We start from the raw sequence: 25693 nt of genomic DNA, 5'->3' as shown, positions 1-25693 counted from the left end.
TTCTGCTACCATCCTTGCACTATTCACCTTGCATTGGCAGCGACTATGAAATTTGTCTCTTTTAATATCAACGGCCTGCGTGCCCGCCCTCACCAGCTTGAAGCGATTGTTGAGCAACATCAGCCAGATGTGATCGGCTTGCAGGAGACAAAAGTTCACGACGATATGTTCCCGCTCGAAGAGGTAGCGAAGCTGGGCTATAACGTTTTTTACCACGGTCAGAAAGGCCACTACGGCGTTGCGCTGCTGACCAAAGATACGCCGGTGTCGGTGCGTCGTGGCTTCCCGGGTGACGATGAAGAGGCGCAACGCCGCATCATCATGGCGGAAATTCCTTCCGCGCTCGGCAATGTGACCGTCATCAACGGCTATTTCCCGCAGGGTGAAAGCCGCGATCATGAAACCAAATTCCCGGCCAAAGCGAAGTTTTATCAGGATCTGCAAAACTACCTGACAACCGAACTCAAAAAAGAAAACCCGGTGCTGATCATGGGCGACATGAATATCAGCCCGACGGATCTGGATATCGGTATTGGCGAAGAGAACCGTAAGCGCTGGCTGCGCACCGGCAAATGCTCTTTCCTGCCGGAGGAGCGCGAGTGGATGGAGCGCCTGCTGGGTTGGGGGCTGGTGGATACTTTCCGCACGGCTAACCCGGCGACGCAGGATCGCTTCTCGTGGTTTGACTATCGCTCTAAAGGCTTCGATGACAACCGGGGCCTGCGTATTGATCTGCTGCTGGCGAGCGCCCCCCTGGCCGAACGCTGCATCGAAACCGGTATCGACTATGACATCCGTAGTATGGAAAAGCCGTCCGACCATGCGCCGGTATGGGCAACGTTCAAGCTGTAAACTTCAGTGAATATTAAAAAAATCAGTCTCCTGTGCGCCCTTCTGGGCGCATTTGTTTTGACCGTTGTTTTGCTTCCTCCAGGCATGCTCTCCCTCGACACGCTAAAAATGCACCAGCAAACGTTGATCGATCGTGTGGAGCAGGCGCCTCTTCAGAGCGCGCTGATCTATTTTGCGGTTTACGTTCTGCTCTCCGCGCTGTCGATCCCCGGAGCCGCGCTTCTGACGCTGCTCGGCGGGGCGCTTTTCAGCCTGTGGGAGGCGACGCTGTTGGTGTCATTTGCCTCGACGCTCGGCGCCACGCTTGCCATGCTCGTCAGCCGTTATCTGCTGCGCGACTGGGTGCAACGGCGCTTTGCCGCACAGATGAGCACGATAGATGCGGGGATGGATCGCGACGGCGCACGCTACCTTTTTGCCCTGCGCCTGATGCCGTTGTTCCCGTTCTTTCTGGTCAATTTGCTGATGGGGCTAACCCGTCTCAGGGTGCGTCACTACTGGTGGGTCAGCCAGCTTGCAATGCTACCTGCCACCGTCATTTATCTGAACGCCGGACGCGAGCTGGGGAAACTCACCGCGCTGCGCGATATTCTGTCGCCGGGACTGCTGTTCGCCTTTACACTATTAGGGTTATTACCGCTGGTCACTCGCTGGCTGTTTTCCCGTTACATCCCTTCGATTAAAAAGTGAGGCATTATGCGCCGGGTGCGTTTTTGCGCGTTTCTGACGAGTCTGCTGCTGGCAACCTCTGCCTTCGCCGCAGAGAGCTGGCAATCCATTCAGCAACAGGCCACCGGGCAGACCGTCTGGTTTAACGCCTGGGGCGGTGACGAGGCCGTTAACCGCTACCTCGACTGGGTAAGCGGCGAGATGAAAACGCACTACGCCGTCAACCTGAAGATCGTTCATCTGGCCGATGCCGCCGACGCGGTGAAGCGGATCCAGACGGAACATGCCGCAGGACGCAGCAGTAACGGGTCGGTGGATCTACTCTGGGTAAACGGGGAAAACTTCCGCAACCTGAAAGCGGCAAACCTGCTGCTCACCGGCTGGGCGCAAACCCTGCCCAACTGGCGCTACGTCGATACCCGTAAACCGGTAACGGAAGATTTTGCCATCCCGACCGATGGGGCAGAATCCCCGTGGGGCGGCGCGCAATTAACCTTTATCGCCCGTAAAGCGAGTACGCCGACACCACCGGCAGATCCCCACGCGCTGCTGGTATACGCCCGACAGCACCCTGGCAAGGTGAGCTATCCGCGACCGCCGGATTTTACCGGCACGGCGTTTCTTGAGCAGCTACTGCTGGCGCTGACCGCCCATCCGGAGGCGTTAAAAAACGCGCCAGACAGAACCTTTGCGCAGGTCACCGCACCGCTGTGGGATTACCTTGATACGCTGCACCCCCTGCTGTGGCGCGAAGGGAACGATTTTCCTCCGTCGCCTGCGCGCATGGATACGCTGCTGGCCAGCGGCAGCCTGAACCTGTCGCTCACCTTTAACCCCGCCCATGCGATGCAAAAGGTGGCGAGCGGTGAACTGCCTGCCGACAGCTACAGTTTCGGCTTTCTCAAAGGCATGATCGGCAACGTCCATTTTGTCGCCATCCCGGCAAACGCCAGCGCGAGCGCAGGTGCGAAAGTGGTGGCGAATTTCCTGCTGTCACCACAGGCGCAGATCCGCAAAGCTAATCCTGCCATCTGGGGTGACCCGAGCGTACTGGATGGCGAAAAACTGCCTGCGAAAGCGGCAAAACAGCTTCGCGCCTTTACCCCCTCAGGCACGCCTGATGTACTTCCCGAACCGCACGCCGCCTGGGTTAACGCCCTGGAGCAGGAATGGCTTCGCCGCTACGGAACCCGCTAAGCGGGCTGGTCTGGGCGGCAATGGCGGTCATCTATCTGCCACTGCTTCCCGCCAGCGGCATGCTACTGGCCCCGGCGTTTTCTCCCGGCAACTGGGCGACGCTGTTTGCCGACCCGCAGCTGCCGCAGGCGCTGGCCGCCACGCTGGTTTCCACGCTTATCGCGACGCTGGGCTCTCTGTTTATCGCTTTGATCCTGCTTGCGCTTCTCTGGCCGGGTGAAGGCTGGCAGCGCCTTAGCACCCGTTTGCCGTGGCTGTTAGCCGTGCCGCACGTCGCCTTCGCCACCAGCGCGCTGCTGCTGTTTGCGGAAGGCGGCCAGTTTTACCGGATCTGTACGGTCTGTTCGCCGCAGCTTGACCGCTACGGTATCGGGCTTGGCCTGACGCTTTCGGTCAAAGAGAGCGCGTTTGTTCTGTGGGCAATCTACGCCGCGCTGCCTGAAAAGCGCCTCGCACAGCAGAAAATTGTCCTGCATACCTTCGGCTACGGACGAATGCAGGCGCTCAACTGGCTCGTCCTCCCGGCAATCGCCCCCGCGCTGGGCGCAGTCATGCTGGCGGTGCTGGCCTGGTCGCTTTCCGTGGTGGATGTGGCGATCGTGCTCGGGCCAGGCAACCCGCCTACGCTGGCGGTACTGGCCTGGCAGTGGCTCGCCCAGGGTGATGCACAACAGCAAACAAAGGGAACGCTGCTGTGTCTGGTGTTGCTCCTGCTGCTGGCGGCGCTTGCCGCGGTGGGATACGGCTTCTGGACGGCATGGCGGCGCGCCCAGCGTGACCCCTCCGGAGTTCGTCGCGCTTCGCATACTGCGCTGCCCGCACGGACGTTGGGCGGGTTACTGCCGCTGTGCGGCGTGCTCTGTGCGCTGGTTCTGCTGATGCTGGCACGCCGGGACGACATCGGCCCCGTCAGCGACAGCCTTTCACTGGGACTGCTGTCCAGCCTGACAGCGCTGGCCATCCTCATGCTCTGGCTTGAGTGGGGACCCCAGCGCGGCGCGGTGTGGGTCTGGCTGCCGCTCGCCCTCCCGGCGCTGCCCCTCGTGTCCGGGCAATATGCCGTGGCGCTGTGGCTGGGCATCGACGGCCAGTACGCTGCGGTGCTGTGGAGCCATATGCTCTGGGTTCTCCCGTGGATGCTCCTGGTGCTGCAACCGGCCTGGCGCAGGCTCGATCCCCGGCTTATCCTCACCGCCAGAACGCTGGGCTGGCGACAGGCGAAAATTTTCTGGTTCGTGAAATGCCCCCTGATGATTCGTCCGGCCCTGCTGGCCTTTGCCACCGGCTTTTCCGTGAGCATGGCCCAGTACATGCCGACCCTCTGGCTGGGAGCGGGACGTTTCACCACCCTGACGACGGAGGCGGTCGCCCTCAGCAGCGGCGGCAGCATTCCGATCCTCGCCAGCCGGGCGCTGGGTCTGTTGCTGTTGACCAGCAGCGTATTTGCCCTTGCCGCGCTGCTCTCCCGGCTCGTGGGCCGTCACAGACAAGGATTACGTTAATGCTGAACGTGAAAAATCTCACCATTGCGCCACTCTTCCGTGAGGTCAACTTCCTCGTCCCGGCGGGGGAGATTGTCACGCTGATGGGGCCCTCCGGGAGCGGGAAATCGACCCTTTTCGCCTGGATGGTGGGGGCGTTATCCGCTGATTTTAAGGCGCACGGCGAGCTGTGGCTGAACGATCGCCGCTGCGATATGCTTCCCGTGGAAACGCGCGGGATCGGCATTCTGTTTCAGGATGCCCTGCTGTTTGACGCCTTCAGCGTGGGGCAAAACCTGATGCTGGCGCTGCCGGCGCACATCGTCGGGCGCGCCCGCCGCAACGCGGTAGAACAGGCCCTGGACACTGCCGGGCTGGCAAACCACTACGCCAGCGATCCGGCGACCCTGTCCGGCGGCGAGCGCGCCCGGGTCAGCCTGTTGCGCGCTCTTCTCGCCCAGCCGCAGGCATTGCTGCTCGACGAGCCGTTCAGTCGACTGGATAAAACGCTGCGCGCCTCATTCCGGGCGTGGGTATTCGAGGTTACTCGCCAGCGCAGGATCCCGGTGGTGCTGGTCACGCATGATGAGGACGATATTCCGCCCGGCGGCGAGGTGATTGAGATTTCTCGCTGGCAATAATGTGCTAACGCAATGTTTTTGGCTTCAGGAGAGACGACAATGCCCCCCTCTTTTAATGACGTCAGGTTTTTCGATGAAACGTGTTTCTCAACTGACCGCGCTGGCCCTGATCTGCGGCCTCGCCTCACTCTCCTCCACGGCGGCTGATATGCCCCACTCCCTCACGCTGGACCAGCTCCAGGCGCAAAACGGCGCGGTAATTGATACGCGCGTCAGTGCGTTCTATAACGGCTGGCCGCAGACCCTGAGCGGAACGTCCGGGCATGAACCCGCCGCGCTTAATCTCTCTGCCAGCTGGCTTGGGGCAATGAGCGATGAACAGCTCAGCGGCTGGGCAAAACAACATCGGCTTACGCCAGACATGCCGGTCGCGCTCTATGGCAACGATGATGACAACCAGACCGTCAAAGCGCGGCTGGAGAAAGCGGGCTTTACCCACGTCTCCACCCTGAGCGATGCCCTGCAACAATCCGACCGTCTGCAACGTCTGGCACATTTCGAACAGCTGGTTTATCCGCAGTGGATCCGCCAGTTGCAGCAGGGCAAACCCGTTACCGCCGCACCAGCCGGAGAATGGAAGGTGATCGAGGCTGGCTGGGGTGCGCCGAAGCTTTATCTCCTGAGCCACATTCCCGGTGCGGGCTATATCGACACCAATGAAGTGGAAAGCGAACCGCTGTGGAATAAGGTCTCTGACGAAAAGCTGAAAGCGATGCTGGCGAAGCACGGGATCCGTCACGATACCACCGTCATTCTGTACGGTCGCGACGTGTATGCCGCCGCGCGCGTGGCGCAGATCATGCTCTACGCGGGCGTGAAGGATGTGCGAATTCTGGATGGCGGCTGGAAGGCGTGGTCCGACGCCAGCCTGCCCGTTGAGCGCGGAACGCCTGCAAAGGTGAAGCCAGCCCCTGATTTTGGCGCGCCGATCCCGAGCCAGCCCCGGCTGATGGTGGATATGGAGCAGGCCCGGGGAATGCTGCACCGTCAGGACGCCTCGCTGGTGAGCATTCGTTCCTGGCCAGAGTTTATCGGTGAAACCAGCGGCTACAGCTATATCAAGCCAAAAGGTGAGATTGCCGGTGCGCGCTGGGGCCATGCGGGCAGCGACGCGACCCACATGGAAGATTTCCACAATCCGGATGGCACCATGCGCAGCGCCGATGATATTGCCGCCATGTGGAAAACATGGAATATCCTGCCGGAGCAGCACGTTGCGTTTTACTGTGGTACCGGCTGGCGCGCGTCTGAAGCCTTTATGTACGCCCGCGCGATGGGCTGGCAGAACGTTGCCGTCTACGACGGCGGCTGGTACGAATGGAGCAGCCATCCGCAGAACCCGGTCTCCACCGGGGAGCGCGGACCGGAAAGCGCACGCTAGCGGGGAAGTGATTTCAGCGTGATATAACCGCTCCAGATGCGCGTTGTGGTGGTCAGCCAGCACAACGCGCCAAATGTCCAGGCAAACAGCGCGAAATGCGCCGGAAACAGGCAGCACAGCACAAACAGCGCGATGGTCTCCGTTCCTTCCGTTAATCCTCCAATGTAATAAAGCGACTTGTGCGCATAGCCGGGGTTGTCGATATCATGCTTCCCCGCCAGCGCGGCAAAGGCCAGGAAGCTGCTGCCCGTCCCCATAAACGCGAACAGCAGCCAGGCGGCGGCGATCGCGTTATCAGCCGGAGCGGCCAGCGCAAAGCCAAACGGCACCAGGGCGTAGAACAGGAAGTCGAGGGCGATATCAAGAAATCCTCCCGCGTCCGTCAGGCCACGGCGACGCGCCAGCGCGCCGTCCAGACCATCCAGCAGCCGGTTCAGCACAATGGCGATCAGCGCCGCCGGATACCAGCCCAGCGCCAGAAACGGTAACGCCAGCACGCCAATCGCAAACCCGGCGAGCGTTAAGCCATCAGGCGTGATAAACGGTTTATCCAGCGTGGCGGCCAGCTGATTTAACCCGGGTTTCAGTCGGGGGTGCAGATGTTTATCCAGCATGCGGTTTACCTTTAAACTTGGCGCACAGCCCCTGAGCCGGGATATCCAGCGCGGCGTTAAAGCGGGCGGAAAGATTCTGAAAGGCAATCAGAGCCGTCATTTCGGTGATGGTCTCTTCCGTAAAGTGGCGCTTCAGCAGACTTTTGATATTTTCATCCACCTGAGGTGGCGTGGCGGTGACCGCTTCCGCATAGGCCAGCGCCGCGCGCTCCTCTTCGCTGAACAGGGTGGAATTTTGCCAGTCGCTGACGGCCTGCACTTTATCCAGCGCCCCGCTCCGTTCGGCCAGACGCAGGCTGTTGGCATCAATACAAAATGCGCAGTGGCAGATCTGCGAGACCCGCGTCATTAGTAGCGATCGCAGAACCGGCGTCAAACGCGCCTTGCGCCGCTCCAGATAGCCGACAAACAGCGCCACCAGCCAGAAAAGACGCGGCATGCGCCCCCACCAGCGCGTGGGGTTCAGCACCACGCCGAAGTGTTTTTTCTGCATGGCGGCGATGGGGCTGAGGCTGACGGGAAGGGTTTCCATGGGCGCAACCCAGGCGGATGTCTCTTTCACCTGATTCTCCTGATGACTGGACTCTTTGGAAGGGCACGATAATATGTCGTTTTTCGCTATTAATTATTGACGAACATGCTGAAAACACTCGATGTGGTTGCGGCCATCCTCGAAAAAGAGGGCAAGATTTTGCTGGCGCAGCGTCCCGAACATGCCGATCAGCCAGGAATGTGGGAATTTGCAGGCGGGAAGGTTGAAGCCGGTGAGACCCAGCCGGAAGCGCTGATCCGCGAACTGCGCGAAGAACTCGGCATTGAAGCCGTGCCCGCGCGGTATGTGGCAAGCCACCAGCGGGAGGTGTCGCAGCGGCTGATTCACCTCCACGCCTGGCATGTGCCTGAATTTAGCGGTCAGCTGAAGGCGCATTATCACTCGGCGCTGGTATGGTGCACGCCAGAAGACGCGTTCACGTATGCTTTAGCCCCGGCGGATATACCGCTGCTGGAAGCGTTTATTCTTTTACGCGACGCCAGACCAGCGGATTTGTACTGAGGGTGCGTTCATCACGCTGGCACTGCAACAGCACGCCATCTGCCCTGACTACTGCGCCTTCGGAATAGTTTTGATCCTGATAGATACAGCACTGATTACACGGCTGCGCACGCTGGCCGCCAGCGCTAAAAACCTCTGGCGGCACGTTGACCTCGACATCCGGGCGAATGCGGTCAGCCTGTGCCCCGGCGGACACCATCAAACATAACGCGGCCATTGCGTAACGGTTCATAGACTTTATTTCCTTTGCATCGTTTATATCTATAACGGTCGATCCGGACGGGATCTTTAATTTATCTCGTCATCGCTTTTGGTTATGACGCGCGCCCTGTCATTAATTTCCCTTGCGGCATAAATTTCTGCTTGCCTCTCAAAGCGGTGCGGGTGGTATAGTCAAAAAAACGACACAAAACATCTACGCCACACGCATAAATTATTATAAGAGGTTCTTATATCTATGGATCAGACACGCTCTCTGGAAAGCTTTCTTGCCCATGTTCAGCAGCGCGACCCGCACCAAAGCGAGTTTGCCCAGGCCGTTCGTGAAGTCATGACCACCCTGTGGCCCTTCCTTGAGGAAAATCCGCGTTACCGTCAGATGGCGCTGCTTGAACGTCTGGTAGAGCCGGAGCGCGTCATCCAGTTCCGCGTGGCGTGGGTGGACGACCGCAATCAGGTGCAGGTCAACCGCGCGTGGCGCGTGCAGTTTAACTCCGCCATTGGGCCGTTTAAGGGCGGGATGCGCTTCCACCCCTCGGTGAACCTGTCGATTCTGAAATTCCTCGGCTTCGAGCAGACCTTTAAAAATGCGCTCACTACCCTGCCGATGGGCGGCGGTAAAGGCGGGAGTGATTTCGATCCGAAAGGCAAGAGCGAAGGCGAAGTGATGCGCTTCTGCCAGGCGCTGGTCACTGAGCTCTATCGCCACCTTGGGCCGGACACCGACGTTCCTGCCGGGGATATCGGCGTGGGGGGGCGTGAAGTGGGCTTTATGGCCGGGATGATGAAAAAGCTCTCCAACAACAGCGCCTGCGTCTTTACCGGCAAAGGTCTGTCGTTTGGCGGTAGCCTGATTCGCCCGGAAGCGACGGGTTATGGTCTGGTCTATTTCACCGAAGCGATGCTTAAGCGTCACGGGCTGAGCTTCGAGGGGATGCGCGTGGCGGTCTCCGGCTCCGGCAATGTGGCGCAGTACGCTATCGAGAAAGCGATGGCGTTTGGCGCGCGCGTAGTGACCGCCTCCGATTCCAGCGGTACCGTGGTGGATGAAGCTGGCTTTACGGCAGAAAAACTGGCGCGTCTGTGCGAAATCAAAGCCAGCCGTGACGGTCGGGTAGCGGATTATGCCCGTGAATTTGGCCTGACCTATCTGGAAGGTAAACAGCCGTGGGGCGTGCCGGTGGATATCGCCCTGCCGTGCGCGACGCAAAACGAACTGGACGTGGATGCCGCCCGGACGCTGATTAGCAATGGCGTGAAAGCGGTAGCGGAAGGGGCAAATATGCCCACCACTATTGAAGCGACCGACCTGTTCCTGGACGCGGGCGTGCTGTTTGCGCCAGGCAAGGCGGCGAACGCTGGCGGCGTGGCAACATCCGGTCTGGAAATGGCGCAAAACGCCGCGAGAATGGGCTGGAAGGCAGAGAAAGTGGATGCCCGTCTGCACCACATCATGCTCGATATTCATCACGCCTGCGTGGAGTACGGCGGCGAGGCCTCGCAAACTAACTACGTGCGCGGGGCGAATATCGCCGGGTTCGTGAAGGTGGCCGATGCGATGATCGGACAGGGTGTGATCTAACCGCGATTCGCCCGGCGATATGTTTCGCCGGGCTAGAAACGTACCACTATTCCGGCCAGCAGTAGCGCGCCACTTCCGCTAACCAGCAGCGAAACAACGCTGTGTCTGCGCATTATGCCGCATAACATCCCCAGCCCCACAGCCAGCAACAATACAGCACTCACCATATGCAGCGCTTCGCCGAAGCGTAGCCAGTGACGCAGACAGAGCAGCGCCGGAACCAGCGTCGCCCATCCGGTACGACGCCATGCCAACAACGTTCGCTCTGGCTGGAGTCCTGGATCGCGATTCACGGCGCCCCCTGCCACAGCAATACCGCAAGCAGCAATCCTGACAACAGGATAAATCCCCCCAGCAGAAGTAATCCGCGCGTATAGGGTAGATCGCTCCCCAGCCGCATCGCATATTCATTGTGACGCCAGCGCCGCCAGGCGATGATCCCCAACGCTGATGCTACGCACAGCAGCAACGCGGAAAGGATGGTGCGCAACGCAACGGAGGAAAGCTGAGGCGAAAATTGTTCAATCCCCACTGCCCCCGCCATCAGGGCCAGCGCGGTGCGGATCCACGCCAGGAAGGTACGCTCATTTGCCAGCGTAAACCGGTAGTCTGGCGTTTTGCCCGCCAGCCACCATTTACCGCGCGGGCGTGGAGGAAATGACGAATTATTCTCCTGAAGACTCACGTTTGATTCTTTCCTTAATCAACAGTTCTTTTATAGAAAGCCCGGTTGACGCACTGTCGCGCAGATTATGCCGGGTGATTTCGGTGCAGAGGAATTCGATAATAAAAAGCTGAGAAAGTCGTGTGGCGATAGAATCCCCCTGAAACGGCCCTGCGCTGCCGCAGGTTAATAGCCAGTTATCGGCAAGCTCGGTCAGCGGCGACTGGAGGTTATGGGTAATCGCCAGGCAATGCGCCCCGGCCTTACGCGCCAGCCGGAAAGCGTTGACCACCTCTGGCGTTTCGCCCGAGTGAGAAAAGGCTACGACCAGATCTTCCGGCTTAAGATTGGCGAGCTTAAGGGTCATCGTAAAACGATCGGTGTAAGCCTCTGAGTCAATTCCCTGACGGTTCATTTTGTCCCTGGCTTCCATGGCTGACAGGCCTGATGCGCCGAAACCAACAAACAGCACCCGGCTGGCCGTCAGGAAACGGTCAACCACCGGATGCACCACTTTCATATCGAGCAGACCGATGGTTTCTTTTACTGTCGTCTCCAGCGTTAGCGCAATTTTCTGCGCCACTTCATTTCGTGAATCATCCAGGAAAATGTCCGGCGAGACAGGCAACGGCTGCTCACTCTCCTCAAGCAATTCACGTTTCAGCGCTGCCTTGAGATCGAGCAGGCCGCCATAGCCAATCCTTTTGCAAAAACGCACGATCGTTGCCTCACTGACCTGAATCGCCTCCGCCAGCCGGCTTACTGGCATCTGTGCCACCTGAGCCGGTTGCTCAAGAATAAACCCGGCGATACGGCGATCGGTCTCACTTAAGCCCCCCAAAATATTGCTGATATAGACCCGCACGTTTTCCCGATTCACGCTCATGGCGACGTTTCGCTCCTTTTGCGATAAAGACTGCCCGTATTCTGGCAATCCCCCGCTCATGCGTCCACCGTAAAGCGCAACCGGACGGTAAAAGTCTGGCTTTCTCCCGCGGCCAGATGCCGCATACCTCGTTTATTCATCGTCTGTCCGTCGGCATCCGGTGCATCGGTGGTACCGGCTAACGGCTCAATACAGAGTAAATCGGCCCCCGGCACGCCCCACAAGGCCAGCCAGGGCTGTTCGCCCGTCTCCAGCGTTAAGGCGAGCGAACCGTCGGGGGCACGAACAGAAATAATCCTGCGCTGACATTCGCCGAAATAGACGGCCCCCGCCGCAAAAGATGCTCTCGTTAGCGCAAATCGTGTTGTAGCCCGCTGTTGCCCGCCAGTGTTTAGCGTGCGATCGCAAGTAAAGAACGGCCCGCTTACCGCAGCGCTAAATTCCACCCACCAGCCGGGGCGGGAGGCAATGGCCAGGGCGAAACCAGGATGCCAGCCAGCCGAGTAAGGCAACGTTCGGCTGTCGTCATTAAAGACCGTCTGTCGAAAAGTCAGTCCACCGCCGTCGAGAGTGATTGCCTGCCGCACCCGCCAGCGGCGCGGCCAGTGTTTCAGTGTCTGCGCCGTGGAGCAGGCTTCCAGCGTCAGCGCATCCGACGTCTGCTCAACGCAACAGAACGTTTGCTCGCGCAGAAAACCATGTGCCGGGAGTGACCAGAATTCGCCGTCCAGCCACAGCCCGTCGTGTATGAGTCTCCCGACCACCGGAAATAACGGCGTGGCCGTATGGTTCCAGACCGCCGCCTGCGGTTGCCATAGCCGCTCAGTACGCGTTTGTTTGTGCCATAGGCTGACCAGCTCACCGCCTGTGGCCTGCACCGTTGCGGTATAACGTTCGTTTTCAAGTGTCCACATGCCGTTATTCTGTCCGTAACAATAGTCGGGTCTGGTAAACCAATGCCCGGTGCCGATCGCCACTAAAAAAAGCGTCGATCAGGGTAAAGATATCGTCGTCGCGGAGTGTTTTCCCCGCAGGGAAATGCGCCAGCAAATCATTATGGGCAACCCCACGCGCCTTCACGGCATGGAGGATAAAACGCAGCGCTTCTTCCACACCATGATGCTCGCACTCGGCCAGGCAATTCAGCCGTGACCAGCGCCCGGCGAAGGCCGCCTCGCGCGATGCGCTAATGGTGTCCAGTTCGAAACGGGCAAATAACTCGGAAGGTGCATCATGCGCCTGCATCATCGCGCGCATCGCCTGTGCGTAATGCAGCGTTTTTTCGCTGTCCGCAAGCGAAACCATTTGTCCCGGATCGGCATGCAGATCAAACAGCTTATCGCCGAATCGCCACGGGTTGAGGTAGCCGAAGGTCGCCGGGATCCGCATCACCTGCGCCCCTTGAGTAAAATCGAACCCCGGATGAAGCGTAATATTTTGCAGTTCGCTGACGTTAAACATGCTGTCGATACGCGTTGGCATTAAGGTGTATTCGTACAGACTGTCTTTACCTTCTTCCCGAGGACAGCGCATATAGACGAAATTACCATCGGTGATATTGATGTGGCCGCCAAAATAGCCGAACAGGGCGTAGTCTCGCACTGGCCTGTCATGCGCCACTGCTTCACCCAGCGGCCGGCCGGTCATCGTTGCCGGGCGCGGCAGATTAAAATAGTCGAGCAGCGTGGCGGGAATATCGATAGTCTGCGCCAGCGCCTGCCGCCTCACTCCGTGTTCGCGGCTACGTGGATCGCGGATGAAAAATGGCGTATTCGCGATTTCGTTATAGACCGGCATAATATTTTTGCCCCACCACTGGTGCTCGCCGAGCAGGAAACCGTGATCGGTGCAGACGATAAAGAGGGTGTCCTCCCACAGGTTCAGCGCCTTCAGTTTATCCATCACCTGACCAAGGTAGTCATCGCACATGGTGACCAACGCCTGGTAAAACTTGCGAACCTTTTCCTCATTCTGCCCGCCCGGCGCGCCGCAGTAATACGGCACCCAGCCGTCGAATTCATCGGCAGTACAGCCGTACTGCGCGAGGTATTTTTCCGGTACAAAGAATGGCTCATGGGGATCAAAACATTCGATCTGCAAAAACCAGTTATCCTGGTGCTGATTGGTTTCAAGAAATTCAATGCCCGCCTGAATGGTACGATGCGTATAGTGTTCTTCCTGCCCCGGCATCGCTGCGCGGTTGATGAGATCCTGGGTCATCCGTCCGCTGCGCCTGCGCAGGGTTTCTTCATCCTCCTGACCCTGCCAGTTAATGGTCGGTTTTTCGACCTGGCCTTTCCAGCAGTCCCCCTCCTGCCCGCGAATAAACTCAAAGGTAGTGTAGCGGGTATGGTAAGTGGCTCCGCCGTCTCGCCAGTAGTGTTTGTGGTCAGTCACCAGATGAGTATGGATCCCTACCTCACGCATAGCCTGAAAGGTTGAGAAGTCGTATGGCTCCACAGGACCCCAACTACGATGCAAAAAATTATAGCGGCCGGTATGCAGTTCCCGGCGGGCGGGCATGCACGGCATACTACCCACGTAAAAGCGATCGAACTGCGCAGACTCCTGCGCAAGACGGGTAAAATTGGGGGTAATCGCGTCGCCGCCATAGGGAGCAAGATGATTACGGGTTAGCGTATCGAACATCAACATGACTGCTTTCATAAGACGTCTCTTTTTATGAACCGATAAATTCTTCGACTTCGTTCTTAATCAGGGTGACATGGGGCCCGTACACTATCTGCACCCCTTCCCCACGAATAAAAGCACCGCGGCTGCCGAGCCGTTTAAAGTCGTCAATGACGACATCTTGCGCTTTCTTCACGGTTACGCGCAGGCGGGTGGCACAGCAGTCCACGTCGATGATATTGTCGCGCCCACCCAGCGCATGCACGATACCGGCGGCGCGTTCATTGCCCGCCATGGCCATATCTACGGCATCCTCTTCCTTCTCGCGACCCGGTGTCTTCAACTGTCGCCACTGGATCAGGAAGCGGAAAGAGAAGTAGTACAGACAGAACATCACCGCACCGAGCGGCAACATAAGCAGCCAGTTAGTTTTGGCGTTGCCCTGAAGCACACCAAACAACATAAAGTCGATAAGCCCACCGGAAAAAGTCTGCCCGACAGTGATTTGCAGGATGTGAGTTAGCATAAATGCCACGCCAGTGAGCACGATATGGACCCCGTAAAGCAGCGGCGCGCAGAACATGAATGCGAACTCAAGGGGCTCGGTGATGCCGGTAACAAACGCGGTCAGTGCAGCGGATAGCATCAGGCTGGCGACCTTTTTACGATTTTCCGGACGCGAGGTGTGGTAGATGGCCAGCGCCGCGCCTGGCAGACCAAACATGAAGTCGGCAAAGCGGCCAGCCATAAACCGTGACACGCCAATGTAGTATTCGGACACCGTAGGATCGGCAAGCTGAGCGAAGAAGATTTTCTGTGTTCCCTGGACTACCTGACCGTTAACCACCATCTCTCCGCCAACGCTGGTCAGCCAGAACGGCAGATAGAACAGGTGATGCAGGCCCAGTGGAATCAAACATTTAAGGATCATGCCGTAGAACAACGTTCCCACGTAGCCCGTTTTTTCCACCACTCCACCCAGGTGACTGATACCTGCCTGTATGTGCGGCCAGACAAAAAATAGCGCTACACCGAGAAAGATGGCGAAGAACGAGCTAACGATGGGCACAAGACGCGAGCCGCTAAAAAAGGCCAGCAGATCCGGTAACGCCGTTTTACCGAAGCGTTTTTGCACCCAATATGCCAGCAGGCCGCTCATGATGCCGCCCATTACGCCGGTTTGAAGGCTAACGATGCCCAGGACGTTTGCTTGTCCTGCCGCGGCCAGATTGTCCGAGGCCAGCGTGCCTGAAAGGAGCAGCGAGGCGTTAATGGCCTTGTTCATGACGATGTAACAAAGCACCGCAGCCAGCCCGGCAGTCCCTTTGTCGCTGCGCGCCATGCCAACCGCGATACCCACCGCAAACAGTAGTGAAAGGTTATCGAACACCACGCTGCCACACAGTTTCATCACGGTAAATAATGTCTGAAATACCGTGTTATCCAGCATCGGATAGGTCGCAAGGGTCACCGGATTGGTAAAGACGCCGCCAAAGCCCAATAACAGCCCGGCGGCGGGCAGAACCGCAATAGGTAGCATGAACGACTTACCCAGATTTTGTGCGCCCGCAAACAATTTGTTCATAAAAGCCCCTGATATTGGCGTAATGAAGTTTATGTTTCATGTTTTTCGTGTTTATATGAAATCTATATTTCGATCGTTTTTTTATAAAGTCAAAACGCAGTGAGAGAAAAGTGAACAGCATCACCTTTTACCTGGAAGGCTAAGGAGCCTGTATGAACCGTCCCTTTCATCTGATGGCAAAGTCTGTGAGCTATCAGTGCAACATCGCCTGTGACTACTGTTTTTATCTGGAAAAAGAGCACGGGACGCTTCAGCCCCGTCAGCCGTCGCGACACATGGATGACGCAACGCTGGACGCGTTTGTCCGTCAGTACATTTCGGCGAACCCAGGGCCGGAGGTGGAATTCACTTGGCAAGGCGGTGAACCAACGCTGGCAGGCATTGCTTTTTATGAGCGGGCGCTGCGGTTACAGCGTAAATATGCCGATGGGAAACGCATCACCAACAGTATTCAGACCAATGGGGTGCTCATTGATGAAGCGTGGGCATCGTTCCTGGCCGCAAACCATTTTCTGGTGGGACTCTCGATTGATGGTCCCGCCTGGTTACACGATCGTTACCGCAAAACCCGTAGCCAGGGCTCAGTGTTTGACAAGGTTGTCCGCGCCATGTCGCTACTGCAACAACACAATGTCGACGTGAATGTGCTGACCGTCGTAAACAACGTCACTGCCGAACACCCGCAGGAGATCTATCGTTTTCTCACCCAAGAGTTGGGGGCAAGATTTGTTCAATTTATCCCTGCCGTTGAGCAACGACCGCTGGCAGAAAAATACGGCGAACTGCTTTATCCACAGTCGCTTGCCGGGGGTAGCGTCACCGAATGGTCAGTATCCGGCGAGCAATGGGGAAAATTTATCAATGGCGTTTTCGACCTGTGGGTACGCCACGATGTGGGGCAGGTTTATGTCCAGCTGTTTGACAGCGCTCTTGCAGCGTGGCTGGGGGAGAAACCCTCTTTATGCGTGATGCAATCCTCATGCGGTTATGGGCTCGTCGTAGAGCAAAACGGTGACGTCTACAGTTGCGATCACTATGTTTACCCTGAGCACCGTCTGGGCAATCTGCGCAGAGATAGCCTGGTAAAAATGGCGAACAGTAAAAAGCAGCGGAAGTTTGGTTTAGCGAAAACAGCGGTATCCGCAGAGTGCATGCGCTGCGACTGGCGCTTCGCCTGTCACGGAGGGTGTCCGAAGCACCGTATCCATAAAAACGGGCAGCGGTGGCACAACCATCTTTGCGCAGGCTATAAAGTCATATTCAGTCATATGGATCCGTATATGCGTTTTATGGCGCAGCAGATCCGGGTGCGACAACCGCCTGCAAAGGTAATGGAAGTGGCAGGGATTATTGCCGGGCGGCAATAGTGTCAACAACACCATTGCTGTTTTCGTGGAGATGATCCCTTTTTCCTCGTGAAGCAGGTTTATTATTACCGACGTTTTGGGTGCAAGAATATCGTCTTACATTGAGGGATCGATGATGAAACTGTGTGCGATGTTTGCTTCTTTGATTGCGTTATCCGCATCAGCGTTTGCGGCGGATTATCCGGTGTTAACCCCTGCACAACCGGATACCGTGGGCTTTAATGTTAAAAAATTAAACAGTATGGTTCGCTGGATCCAGCAGCAAGTTGACGCTGGCTACCCCGGGATGAATGTGCTGGTGATAAAAGATAACCACATTGTATTTCAGAAAGCCTGGGGCTACGCCAAAAAATATGACGGCTCGCATTTAGCCAGCAATCCTGTTATGGCCACCACGGACACCATGTACGATCTGGCTTCCAATACCAAAATGTATGCAACAAACTTTGCGCTACAGAAGCTGGTCTACGAAGGCAAAATAAGCGCGACCGACCTTGTCGCGAAATATATTCCAGGGTTCGCGGATAACCCCACCGACAAAATTAAGGGGAAAGATGCCCTGCGAATTATTGATATTTTGCATCATACCGCCGGCTTCCCGGCCGATCCGCAATATCCAAACAAGCGTGTTGCAGGCAGCCTCTACTCTCAGGATAAACAGACCACGCTGGAGATGATTAAGCGAACACCGCTTGATTATCCGCCAGGTACAAAACACGTCTACAGCGACGTCGATTACATGATCCTCGGATTTATCATCGAGTCCGTTACTGCAATGCCGCTTGATGTGTATGTTGAGAAACATATCTACCAGCCGCTCGGCCTGAAGCACACGGTGTTTAACCCTCTGTTAAAAGGCTTTAAGCAACCGCAAATTGCCGCTACCGAACTTAACGGTAACACTCGTGATGGTGTAATCCGTTTTCCGAATATTCGTACCACCACCCTCTGGGGCCAGGTTCATGATGAAAAGGCATGGTATTCCATGGGGGGCGTTTCAGGTCACGCAGGTCTGTTCTCAAATACCCATGATATCGCCGTGCTGATGCAGACCATGCTTAACGGGGGACATTATGGCAACGTTACGTTATTTGATCAGAGTACAGTAGATGAGTTTACCCGTAGCTCGGCGGCAGATGTCACCTTTGGACTGGGCTGGAGGGTTAACGGTAATTCCTCAATGACCCCAACCTTTGGCGTACTGGCAAGCCCTCAAACCTATGGGCATACGGGCTGGACAGGCACCCTCACCGCCATTGATCCCGTAAAACGTATGGCGATTGTCATTCTGGGCAACCGACCACACTCGCCCGTCGCTGATCCTAAAATGAATCCGAATGTTTTTGTCAGCGGGACCTTACCGGCGGCAACATATGGATGGATTGTCGATCAGATCTATGGCGCACTGAACGAGTAAACGCCACCCTTCTTGCCGGGTGGCGGCTTCGCCTTACCCGGCCTACGGTTTAAGCGGTTGTATTTTTGGCTGCGCTTTTCTTCTTTTTGAACGGTTTCTTCGCCCCGCCGCCCGGGGCGACCATTCCCCGGAATCGCTTCACTGGCGTACTGCGCGCCTGGTCAATCAGCTGATAAAGCGTCCCTACCAGCGGCTGCATAAAGTCCTGATAACGGCACTGCTTTTCGCTGATCTGCGTCAGCACCGACTCCCAGTGCGCGGTCATGTCCGGCCTGGCGGCCAGCTCCGGCAGCGAATGAATTAGCGCCCGGCCCGGTTCTGTTGAATGGATGTAACGTCCCTTTTTCTCCAGGAAGCCGCGCTTAAAGAGCAGTTCGATGATCCCCGCGCGGGTCGCCTCCGTCCCCAGACCGTCGGTGGCGCGCAGGATCTTCTTCAGATCTTTATCCTGCACAAAACGGGCGATGCCGGTCATGGCCGACAGCAACGTCGCGTCGGTGAAATGGCGCGGCGGCTGGGTTTGTCGTTCAACCACTTCGCCCTTCTCGCACAGCAGTTCGTCGCCTTTGGCCACGACCGGCAGCGGCGTGCCGTCGTTCTCTTCGTCACGCTCTTTGTTGCCGAGCAGCGTGCGCCAGCCCGCTTCCGCGAGGAAACGCGCTTTGGCGATAAATTTGCCTTTGGCAATCTCCAGTTCAATAACGCACTTGCGGAACACCGCGTCCGGGCAGAACTGCATCAGATACTGACGTGCGATCAGGTTATAGACCTTTGCTTCGTTGTCGGTCAGGTTGACGTTGCTGGTGCGCGCCGTCGGGATTATCGCGTGGTGAGCATCGACTTTTTTATCGTCCCAGCAGCGGTTATGGGTATCCGGGTTTACCGCCGGTTGCGGCAACAGATCCGGCGCATGGACGCCAATGGCATTCATCACCGAGTGGCGTCCGGCGAAGTGTTCTTCCGGCAGATAGCGGCTGTCCGAACGCGGATAGGTGATCAGCTTGTGGGTTTCGTAGAGCTTCTGGCAGATATCGAGCACGTTCTGTGCGCTAAGACCAAAGCGCTTAGCCGCCTCAATCTGCAACGCCGAAAGGGAGAACGGCAGCGGTGCGGGCTCCGTTTCCCGTTTGTCGTTATAGCTGGTGACGATTGCGGGCTGGCCGGTAATGCGGTTGACCACGTGCTCCGCCAGCGGGCGATGCAGCAGCCGTCCCTCTTCGTCCTGATATGACTCACAGGCATCGCTTGGCTGCCAGACGGCGGTAAAGCGTTCGTCTTTCGGCGTGACGATATGCGCTTTGACTTCGAAGAAGTCTTTGGCGACGAAATTTTCGATCTCTTCGTCGCGACGCACCACCAGCCCCAGCACCGGTGTCTGGACACGACCGACGGAGAGTACGCCCTGATAACCCGCGTTGCGCCCGAGAATGGTGTAGGCGCGGGTCATGTTGATCCCGTACAGCCAGTCCGCACGGGCACGCGCCAGCGCGGAGACACACAGGGGAATAAATTCGCTGTTGGCGCGCAGGCGTGAAATGGCCCGCTCTACCGCCTGAGGGTTGAGGTCGTTGATCAGGCAGCGCTGCACCTGCTGGCGCTTTTCCGGCGCCAGCTCCAGGTAGTCCAGCACTTCATCGACCAGCAGTTGCCCTTCCCTGTCCGGGTCACCCGCGTGGACCACTTCCGTCGCCTCATGCAGGAAGCGCTTAATGACGTTGAGCTGTTTGGTGACGGAAGGACGCGGTTGGAGACGCCACTTTTCCGGCACAATCGGTAGATCGTTGAGATTCCAGCGGGCGTAGCGGCTGTCGTAGACATCCGGCTGCGCCTGTTCAAGCAGGTGACCGATACACCAGGTGACCACCTGCCCGTTACCGCATTCGATAAAGCCGTCACCTTTGCGATGCGGCCTGGGCAGCACATCGGCGATGGCACGCGCCAGACTCGGCTTTTCGGCAATAAACAACCGCATCGAATTAACGGATCTCAATCATCGGGCGACCACCGCGGGCGGTCACCAGCTCACCAATGGCCGTCAGGGTGATGCCAAACTCGGCAGCCGTCGCCTGAACGTCAGCTTCAGCTTCCGGCGTCACCGCCAGCAGCAGGCCGCCGGAGGTTTGCGGATCGCACAGCAGGTTACGCCACGCTTCCGGCATTTCGCCCATTAAATGGCCGTAGCTGGCGAAGTTGCGCTGCGTCCCGCCCGGCACTGCGCCCTGAGCAATGTACTCTTCCACGCCCGGCAGCTTCGGCACATCCTGATACCAGACCTGCGCCTGCACGCCCGCGCCCTGACAGACTTCAGAGAGGTGCCCCAGCAGACCAAAACCAGTCACGTCGGTCATGGCCTTCACGCCGTCGATATTGGCGAATGCCGCACCGGCGAGGTTCATCTGGCACATCACTTCCGTTGCCAGACCGATATGCTCGGGCTTCAGCAGGGATTTCTTCTCGGCAGTGGTCAGTACGCCAATGCCCAGCGGCTTGGTGAGGAACAGTTTGCAGCCCGGTTGCGCCGTGCTGTTGCGCTTCACGCGCTCGGTCGGCACCACGCCGGTGACGGCCAGGCCGAAGATCGGCTCCGGCGCATCGATAGAGTGACCACCGGCCAGGGCAATACCCGCCTGCTGGCAGGCAAAGCGTCCGCCTTCGATCACGTCGCGGGCAATCTCCGGCGGGAGGGTGTTAATCGGCCAGCCCAGAATGGCGATCGCCATAATCGGTTTACCGCCCATCGCAAAGATATCGCTGATGGCGTTGGTGGCCGCAATGCGCCCGAAGTCGAACGGGTTGTCGACAATCGGCATAAAGAAGTCAGTGGTGCTGATAATGCTGGTGCCGTTACCCAGGTCATAAACCGCTGCATCGTCACGCGTTTCGTTACCGACAAGCAGGTTCGGGTCGACAAACTTCGCCTGCTCACTGTGCAGGATGGTCTCCAGCACTTTCGGGGAAATTTTACAACCGCAACCGGCTCCGTGGCTGTATTGCGTTAAACGAATGGTTTGCTCGCTCATGGACGTCTCCTGTCATCTCAATCGCGCTATGGTAGCGCTCATTCCATAAAGAGGTAAGTATGACTGTCTGAATTCTGCGGCGGATGCTCAGAATCCAGACAGTTTAGCGCGGGTGATTAAAAACGGCTGACGAAAGGCGTAGTGTCCGGCACGCTAATGGTGCTGGAAGCTTTAAGCTGCGGGGTGCCGAGATAGAGGAAGCCGACAATTTTATCATGTTCGCCGCAGGAGAAACCTTCCCGCACGGCGGCGCTCCCGGTCAGCGGCCCGGTACGCCAGATGCCGTTAAAGCCCTGCGCGACGGCGGCCATCTGCATTGCCATTACCGCGCAACCGGCAGACATCTCCTGCTCCCAGACCGGCACTTTATGATCGGCCTGACATTTTGCGACTACCGCGATGATCATCGGCGCACGGAACGGCGCGTTGCGGGCTTTATCAATCCCCTTCTCATCCTGGCCTGCGGCAACAGCCCCCTGCTCCAGCAGCTGGCTGAAGCGGTCGCGCCCTTCGCCTTCAATGATAAAGAAGTGCCACGGCTGCAATGTGCCATGGTCCGGCGCACGCATTCCGGCACGCAGAATGTTTTCCAGCTGCTCGCCGACGGGTGCCGGTTCGGCCAGGCGGGAAGCGCTACGACGGTTAACAAGCAGTTCAAGTGCGTCCATTGGTTAACTCCTTTCATGAAATTTACTCACAAAATTAACACGACAGCAGAATTTGTTACAGCGTGGCAGGCGATTCCTGCTGACAAGTGGCGGTTGGGTCATTACGATAACCGCACATTACCGTCCCGTGGCGACGGAAACAGTCCTTTTCTGGTTAGGGAGAATACATGCGAACCCTTTGGCGAATCTTTGCCGGTTTCTTTAAATGGACGTGGCGACTGCTCAACTTCGTCCGCAACCTGGTGATGAACATCTTCTTCATCTTCCTGGTCCTGGTATGCGCAGGTATCTGGATGCATATCAGCAATGCAAACCAGTCGCAGCATTCGACGCGCGGCGCGCTGTTACTCGATATCACCGGGGTGATTGTTGATAAGCCATCGACCAGCAACCGTCTGGGCGTGATTGGTCGCCAGCTGTTCGGCGCAACGTCAGACCGTCTTCAGGAAAACTCCCTGTTTGATATTGTCGACACCATCCGTCAGGCTAAAGACGATCGTAACATTACCGGTATCGTGCTGGACCTGAAAGATTTTGCCGGCGCCGATCAGCCGTCAATGCAGTACATCGGTAAGGCGCTGCGCGAATTCCGCGACAGTGGTAAACCGGTTATTGCCATTGGCGACAGCTACACCCAGGGACAATATTATCTGGCGAGCTTTGCCAATAAGATCTGGCTTTCGCCACAGGGCACGGTCGATCTGCATGGCTTCGCCACTAACGGTCTGTACTACAAATCGCTGCTCGACAAGCTGAAGGTCACCACCCACGTCTTCCGCGTCGGGACCTATAAATCCGCCGTGGAGCCGTTTATCCGCGATGATATGTCCCCTGCCGCCCGTGAAGCGGACAGCCGCTGGATTGGCGAGCTGTGGCAGAACTACCTCGGCACCATTGCCGCTAACCGTCAGATTACCGCTGAGCAGGTCTTCCCGGGCGCGCGCGGCGTGCTGGACGGCCTGCGCAAGGTGGACGGCGATACAGCGAAATACGCGCTTGATAACAAACTGGTCGATCAGCTGGGTTCCAGCGCTGAAATTGAAAAAGCGCTGACCAAACAGTTCGGCTGGAGTAAAGAGGATAAAAACTACAGCGCCATCAGCATGTATGACTACGCCGCGAAAAAGCCGGACGACAGCGGTGACAGCATCGCCGTGGTGTTTGCTAACGGGGCCATTATGGATGGCGAAGAAACGCCGGGGAACGTCGGCGGGGACACCACCGCGTCGCAGATCCGCGATGCGCGCCTGGATCCGAAAGTGAAGGCGATTGTCCTGCGGGTGAACAGCCCTGGCGGCAGCGTCAGCGCCTCTGAAGTAATCCGTGCTGAACTGGCCGCCGCGCGCGCCGCAGGCAAGCCGGTAGTGGTCTCGATGGGCGGCATGGCGGCTTCCGGGGGATACTGGATCTCGACGCCAGCCAACTACATTGTGGCTAACCCAAGCACGCTGACCGGCTCGATTGGCATCTTCGGCGTGATCAACACCGTAGAGAACAGCCTGGATTATCTCGGCGTCCACACCGACGGCGTCTCCACCTCGCCGCTGGCGGACGTGTCCGTTACCAAATCCCTGCCGCCTGAAGTGTCTGAGATGATGCAGCTCAGCATTGAGAGTGGCTATAAACGTTTCATCACGCTTGTTGCGGACTCCCGTAAAAAGACGCCCGATCAGATTGACCAGATCGCTCAGGGCCACGTCTGGACCGGCCAGGACGCGAAGAGCAACGGCCTGGTAGACAGCCTGGGTGACTTCGACGACGCCGTGAAGAAAGCGGCGGAGCTGGCGAAGCTCAAGCAGTGGCACGTGGACTATTATCAGGACGAACCAACGTTCTTCGATATGGTCATGGACAGCATGTCCGGCTCCGTTCGTGCCATGCTGCCGGACGCGCTTCAGGCTTATCTGCCGGCGCCGGTGGCGACCGCGGCGAAAGCCATGAAAGCGGAGAGCGACAAGCTTGCAGCCTTTAATGATCCACAAAGCCGCTACGCGTTTTGCCTGACCTGTGCGAACGTGCGTTAAAAACCGTCCCCTCTTCCCGTGAAGAGGGGATTTTTTCTTTTGAAGAACAAGAACTCATTACCATGCAGAAGAAATCAATTTATGTCGCCTATACCGGCGGTACCATCGGTATGCAGCGCTCAGAAAATGGCTATATCCCGGTTTCCGGCCACTTGCAGCGCCAGCTGGCGCTGATGCCTGAATTCCACCGTCCGGAAATGCCTGACTTTACCATCCACGAATATGAGCCGCTGATGGACTCCTCCGACATGACGCCGGAAGACTGGCAGCATATTGCGGACGATATTAAAGCCCATTACGACCAGTACGACGGCTTCGTGATCCTGCACGGCACCGACACCATGGCGTTCACCGCCTCGGCGCTCTCCTTCATGCTGGAGAACCTGAGCAAGCCCGTCATCGTGACCGGCTCGCAGATCCCGCTGGCGGAACTGCGTTCAGACGGGCAGATCAACCTGCTTAACTCCCTGTACGTGGCCGCTAATTACCCGATCAACGAGGTAACGCTGTTCTTCAACAACCGGCTGTACCGCGGGAACCGTACCACTAAAGCGCACGCTGACGGCTTTGACGCTTTTGCCTCTCCTAACCTGCAACCGCTGCTGGAAGCGGGGATCCATATCCGTCGTCTGGGCACGCCGCCCGCACCAAATACCGCAGGCGAACTGATCGTTCACCCGATCACCCCGCAGCCGATCGGCGTGGTGACGATTTATCCGGGTATTTCCGCCGACGTGGTGCGCAACTTCCTGCGCCAGCCGGTAAAGGCGCTAATACTGCGCTCCTATGGTGTGGGTAACGCCCCGCAGAACGGTGAATTCCTGAAAGAGCTTCAGGAGGCGAGCGATCGCGGGATTGTGGTGATCAACCTCACCCAGTGTATGTCCGGCAAAGTCAATATGGGTGGCTACGCCACCGGTAATGCCCTGGCGCACGCTGGCGTGATCAGTGGTTTCGATATGACCGTTGAGGCAACGCTGACTAAACTTCACTATTTACTGAGTCAGGATCTGGATATTGATTCCATTCGCCGCGCCATGATGCAAAACCTGCGCGGTGAACTGACGCCGGACGAATAAGGAGGTCCCATGAAGCAACGCGCCCTGTTACTGGTCGATTTGCAAAATGATTTCTGTGCGGGCGGTGCGCTGGCCGTCGCGGAAGGTGACAGCACCGTAGACGTCGCGAATTCGCTGATTGAGTGGTGTAAAGCTCGTGGTGAAGCGGTGGTGGCGAGTCAGGACTGGCATCCGGCAAACCACGGCAGCTTTGCCAGCCAGCACAACGTTGAGCCTTACAGCCAGGGCGAACTGGACGGGCTGGCGCAAACCTTCTGGCCCGATCACTGCGTGCAGCAGACGGAGGGCGCTGAGTTGCATCCGCTGCTGAACCAGAAGGCCATCGACGCGGTGTTCCACAAAGGTGAAAACCCAACCATCGACAGCTACAGCGCGTTCTTTGATAACGGTCATCGTCAGAAGACGGCGCTGGACGCGTGGTTGCGCCACCATGAGATCACCGAGCTGATTGTGCTGGGCCTGGCGACGGATTACTGCGTGAAGTTCACCGTGCTGGATGCGCTCCAGTTGGGCTATACCGTGAATGTCATCACCGACGGCTGTCGCGGGGTAAATATTCAGCCGCATGACAGCGCTCAGGCGTTTATGGATATGGCCGCAGAAGGCGCAACGCTGTATACGCTGGCTGACTGGATGGAGACGCAGGCGTAAGCTTTTTTAGC

25 protein-coding genes are annotated in these 25693 nt (G+C 57.6%); 13 read left to right on the top strand and 12 right to left on the bottom strand.

The features are described from left to right. Window positions 1–45: 45 nt before the first annotated feature. The 6 genes from xthA (at window position 46) to L379_RS13655 (ending at window position 6221) form a co-directional block, all read left to right on the top strand. Window positions 46–852 carry an exodeoxyribonuclease III gene (xthA, locus tag L379_RS13630; RefSeq protein WP_015570756.1) on the top strand — a complete coding sequence of 269 codons (807 nt, stop codon included), beginning with the start codon at window positions 46–48 and terminating at the stop codon, window positions 850–852. A 6-nt stretch (window positions 853–858) separates the two neighbouring features. Next, window positions 859–1542: a TVP38/TMEM64 family protein gene (locus L379_RS13635; RefSeq protein WP_017693601.1), complete on the top strand. Its 684-nt coding sequence runs from the start codon at window positions 859–861 to the stop codon at window positions 1540–1542. A gap of 6 nt (window positions 1543–1548) precedes the next feature. Continuing rightward, entirely contained in the window at window positions 1549–2718 is a 1170-nt protein-coding gene (locus tag L379_RS13640) for an ABC transporter substrate-binding protein (RefSeq protein ID WP_074174254.1), read from the top strand. Then, complete coding sequence (locus L379_RS13645; RefSeq protein WP_032653262.1) at window positions 2691–4220, top strand: ABC transporter permease family protein; 1530 nt, start codon at window positions 2691–2693, stop codon at window positions 4218–4220. Before L379_RS13640 ends, L379_RS13645 begins: the two co-directional genes overlap by 28 nt. Next, on the top strand, window positions 4220–4840 hold the full coding sequence (locus tag L379_RS13650; protein WP_032653261.1) for an ATP-binding cassette domain-containing protein: 621 nt from the start codon (window positions 4220–4222) through the stop codon (window positions 4838–4840). The genes L379_RS13645 and L379_RS13650 overlap by 1 nt, the downstream gene beginning before the upstream one ends. 73 nt (window positions 4841–4913) lie before the next feature. Beyond that, window positions 4914–6221 carry a sulfurtransferase gene (locus L379_RS13655; RefSeq protein WP_023303512.1) on the top strand — a complete coding sequence of 436 codons (1308 nt, stop codon included), beginning with the start codon at window positions 4914–4916 and terminating at the stop codon, window positions 6219–6221. On the opposite strand, the gene L379_RS13660 is transcribed toward L379_RS13655, so the two are convergent. Next, window positions 6218–6835 (bottom strand): CDP-alcohol phosphatidyltransferase family protein, encoded by a 618-nt coding sequence (locus L379_RS13660; protein ID WP_017693605.1) that lies wholly within the window; start codon window positions 6833–6835, stop codon window positions 6218–6220. The two genes, L379_RS13655 and L379_RS13660, sit on opposite strands and share 4 nt — an antisense overlap. Beyond that, the gene (locus L379_RS13665) at window positions 6825–7397 is read right to left on the bottom strand and encodes a carboxymuconolactone decarboxylase family protein (protein ID WP_032653260.1); all 573 of its coding nucleotides are present in this window, start codon (window positions 7395–7397) and stop codon (window positions 6825–6827) included. Before L379_RS13665 ends, L379_RS13660 begins: the two co-directional genes overlap by 11 nt. A gap of 75 nt (window positions 7398–7472) precedes the next feature. On the opposite strand from L379_RS13665, the gene L379_RS13670 reads away from it, so the two are divergent. After that, a complete protein-coding gene (locus L379_RS13670; RefSeq protein ID WP_017384679.1) occupies window positions 7473–7889 on the top strand; it encodes a pyrimidine (deoxy)nucleoside triphosphate diphosphatase in 417 nt (138 codons plus the stop codon). Here L379_RS13670 and L379_RS13675 read toward each other — a convergent pair. After that, on the bottom strand, window positions 7849–8121 hold the full coding sequence (locus tag L379_RS13675) for a YnjH family protein (protein WP_003857857.1): 273 nt from the start codon (window positions 8119–8121) through the stop codon (window positions 7849–7851). The genes L379_RS13670 and L379_RS13675 overlap by 41 nt on opposite strands. A gap of 225 nt (window positions 8122–8346) precedes the next feature. On the opposite strand from L379_RS13675, the gene gdhA reads away from it, so the two are divergent. Then, window positions 8347–9690 carry an NADP-specific glutamate dehydrogenase gene (gene gdhA / locus L379_RS13680; RefSeq protein ID WP_015570765.1) on the top strand — a complete coding sequence of 448 codons (1344 nt, stop codon included), beginning with the start codon at window positions 8347–8349 and terminating at the stop codon, window positions 9688–9690. Between the two features lie 32 nt (window positions 9691–9722). Here gdhA and L379_RS13685 read toward each other — a convergent pair whose 3' ends face one another. The 6 genes from L379_RS13685 to L379_RS13710 are packed head-to-tail and all read right to left on the bottom strand — an operon-like array spanning window position 9723 to window position 15456. Then, complete coding sequence (locus L379_RS13685; RefSeq protein ID WP_050595163.1) at window positions 9723–9983, bottom strand: DUF202 domain-containing protein; 261 nt, start codon at window positions 9981–9983, stop codon at window positions 9723–9725. Beyond that, complete coding sequence (locus L379_RS13690; protein WP_032653256.1) at window positions 9980–10375, bottom strand: YidH family protein; 396 nt, start codon at window positions 10373–10375, stop codon at window positions 9980–9982. Before L379_RS13690 ends, L379_RS13685 begins: the two co-directional genes overlap by 4 nt. Continuing rightward, window positions 10356–11240, bottom strand: a complete 885-nt coding sequence (locus tag L379_RS13695; RefSeq protein ID WP_032653253.1) for a MurR/RpiR family transcriptional regulator — start codon at window positions 11238–11240, stop codon at window positions 10356–10358. The genes L379_RS13690 and L379_RS13695 overlap by 20 nt, the downstream gene beginning before the upstream one ends. Window positions 11241–11296: 56 nt before the next feature. Next, a complete protein-coding gene (locus L379_RS13700) occupies window positions 11297–12154 on the bottom strand; it encodes an aldose epimerase family protein (RefSeq protein WP_032653252.1) in 858 nt (285 codons plus the stop codon). A gap of 4 nt (window positions 12155–12158) precedes the next feature. Beyond that, a complete protein-coding gene (locus L379_RS13705; RefSeq protein WP_032653250.1) occupies window positions 12159–13907 on the bottom strand; it encodes a sulfatase in 1749 nt (582 codons plus the stop codon). Between the two features lie 13 nt (window positions 13908–13920). Then, window positions 13921–15456 (bottom strand): PTS transporter subunit EIIC, encoded by a 1536-nt coding sequence (locus tag L379_RS13710; RefSeq protein WP_032653249.1) that lies wholly within the window; start codon window positions 15454–15456, stop codon window positions 13921–13923. Between the two features lie 152 nt (window positions 15457–15608). Between L379_RS13710 and L379_RS13715 the strand changes: the two genes are divergently transcribed. Further along, window positions 15609–16823, top strand: a complete 1215-nt coding sequence (locus L379_RS13715; protein WP_032104153.1) for an anaerobic sulfatase maturase — start codon at window positions 15609–15611, stop codon at window positions 16821–16823. A gap of 115 nt (window positions 16824–16938) precedes the next feature. Beyond that, window positions 16939–18240, top strand: a complete 1302-nt coding sequence (gene pbp4b / locus L379_RS13720) for a penicillin binding protein PBP4B (RefSeq protein ID WP_032653248.1) — start codon at window positions 16939–16941, stop codon at window positions 18238–18240. A gap of 49 nt (window positions 18241–18289) precedes the next feature. Here pbp4b and L379_RS13725 read toward each other — a convergent pair whose 3' ends face one another. From L379_RS13725 to L379_RS13735, 3 genes are all read right to left on the bottom strand, one after another. Next, window positions 18290–20212, bottom strand: coding sequence for a DNA topoisomerase III (locus tag L379_RS13725; RefSeq protein ID WP_017384681.1), 1923 nt, complete (start codon window positions 20210–20212; stop codon window positions 18290–18292). A gap of 4 nt (window positions 20213–20216) precedes the next feature. Beyond that, window positions 20217–21260 (bottom strand): selenide, water dikinase SelD, encoded by a 1044-nt coding sequence (gene selD / locus L379_RS13730; protein WP_015570773.1) that lies wholly within the window; start codon window positions 21258–21260, stop codon window positions 20217–20219. Between the two features lie 116 nt (window positions 21261–21376). Then, window positions 21377–21928 (bottom strand): NAD(P)H nitroreductase, encoded by a 552-nt coding sequence (locus L379_RS13735; protein WP_023303509.1) that lies wholly within the window; start codon window positions 21926–21928, stop codon window positions 21377–21379. Between the two features lie 167 nt (window positions 21929–22095). Here L379_RS13735 and sppA point away from each other — a divergent pair, with 167 nt between their 5' ends. The 3 genes from sppA (at window position 22096) to pncA (ending at window position 25682) form a co-directional block, all read left to right on the top strand. After that, on the top strand, window positions 22096–23952 hold the full coding sequence (sppA, locus tag L379_RS13740) for a signal peptide peptidase SppA (protein WP_032653247.1): 1857 nt from the start codon (window positions 22096–22098) through the stop codon (window positions 23950–23952). Between the two features lie 62 nt (window positions 23953–24014). Beyond that, a complete protein-coding gene (gene ansA / locus L379_RS13745) occupies window positions 24015–25031 on the top strand; it encodes an asparaginase (RefSeq protein WP_032655582.1) in 1017 nt (338 codons plus the stop codon). A gap of 9 nt (window positions 25032–25040) precedes the next feature. Then, complete coding sequence (gene pncA, locus L379_RS13750) at window positions 25041–25682, top strand: bifunctional nicotinamidase/pyrazinamidase (RefSeq protein ID WP_017384686.1); 642 nt, start codon at window positions 25041–25043, stop codon at window positions 25680–25682. Window positions 25683–25693 lie beyond the last annotated feature (11 nt).

It is taken from the genome of Enterobacter sp. MGH 33, assembly GCF_000534535.1.
Taxonomy (GTDB): Bacteria; Pseudomonadota; Gammaproteobacteria; order Enterobacterales; family Enterobacteriaceae; genus Enterobacter; species Enterobacter hormaechei_C.
This window is presented reverse-complemented; position numbering and strand designations above follow the sequence as displayed.

Coding starts and splice junctions, on each gene's coding strand:
- L379_RS13675 (WP_003857857.1), bottom strand. CDS start 8,121: ATGAACCGTTACGCAATGGCCGCGTTATGTTTGATGGTGTCCGCCGGG.
- L379_RS13670 (WP_017384679.1), top strand. CDS start 7,473: ATGCTGAAAACACTCGATGTGGTTGCGGCCATCCTCGAAAAAGAGGGC.
- gdhA (WP_015570765.1), top strand. CDS start 8,347: ATGGATCAGACACGCTCTCTGGAAAGCTTTCTTGCCCATGTTCAGCAG.
- xthA (WP_015570756.1), top strand. CDS start 46: ATGAAATTTGTCTCTTTTAATATCAACGGCCTGCGTGCCCGCCCTCAC.
- L379_RS13715 (WP_032104153.1), top strand. CDS start 15,609: ATGAACCGTCCCTTTCATCTGATGGCAAAGTCTGTGAGCTATCAGTGC.
- L379_RS13705 (WP_032653250.1), bottom strand. CDS start 13,907: ATGAAAGCAGTCATGTTGATGTTCGATACGCTAACCCGTAATCATCTT.
- L379_RS13700 (WP_032653252.1), bottom strand. CDS start 12,154: ATGTGGACACTTGAAAACGAACGTTATACCGCAACGGTGCAGGCCACA.
- L379_RS13645 (WP_032653262.1), top strand. CDS start 2,691: ATGGCTTCGCCGCTACGGAACCCGCTAAGCGGGCTGGTCTGGGCGGCA.
- selD (WP_015570773.1), bottom strand. CDS start 21,260: ATGAGCGAGCAAACCATTCGTTTAACGCAATACAGCCACGGAGCCGGT.
- pbp4b (WP_032653248.1), top strand. CDS start 16,939: ATGAAACTGTGTGCGATGTTTGCTTCTTTGATTGCGTTATCCGCATCA.
- L379_RS13660 (WP_017693605.1), bottom strand. CDS start 6,835: ATGCTGGATAAACATCTGCACCCCCGACTGAAACCCGGGTTAAATCAG.
- L379_RS13695 (WP_032653253.1), bottom strand. CDS start 11,240: ATGAGCGTGAATCGGGAAAACGTGCGGGTCTATATCAGCAATATTTTG.
- L379_RS13735 (WP_023303509.1), bottom strand. CDS start 21,928: ATGGACGCACTTGAACTGCTTGTTAACCGTCGTAGCGCTTCCCGCCTG.
- L379_RS13640 (WP_074174254.1), top strand. CDS start 1,549: ATGCGCCGGGTGCGTTTTTGCGCGTTTCTGACGAGTCTGCTGCTGGCA.
- L379_RS13710 (WP_032653249.1), bottom strand. CDS start 15,456: ATGAACAAATTGTTTGCGGGCGCACAAAATCTGGGTAAGTCGTTCATG.
- L379_RS13655 (WP_023303512.1), top strand. CDS start 4,914: ATGAAACGTGTTTCTCAACTGACCGCGCTGGCCCTGATCTGCGGCCTC.
- L379_RS13650 (WP_032653261.1), top strand. CDS start 4,220: ATGCTGAACGTGAAAAATCTCACCATTGCGCCACTCTTCCGTGAGGTC.
- sppA (WP_032653247.1), top strand. CDS start 22,096: ATGCGAACCCTTTGGCGAATCTTTGCCGGTTTCTTTAAATGGACGTGG.
- L379_RS13725 (WP_017384681.1), bottom strand. CDS start 20,212: ATGCGGTTGTTTATTGCCGAAAAGCCGAGTCTGGCGCGTGCCATCGCC.
- ansA (WP_032655582.1), top strand. CDS start 24,015: ATGCAGAAGAAATCAATTTATGTCGCCTATACCGGCGGTACCATCGGT.
- pncA (WP_017384686.1), top strand. CDS start 25,041: ATGAAGCAACGCGCCCTGTTACTGGTCGATTTGCAAAATGATTTCTGT.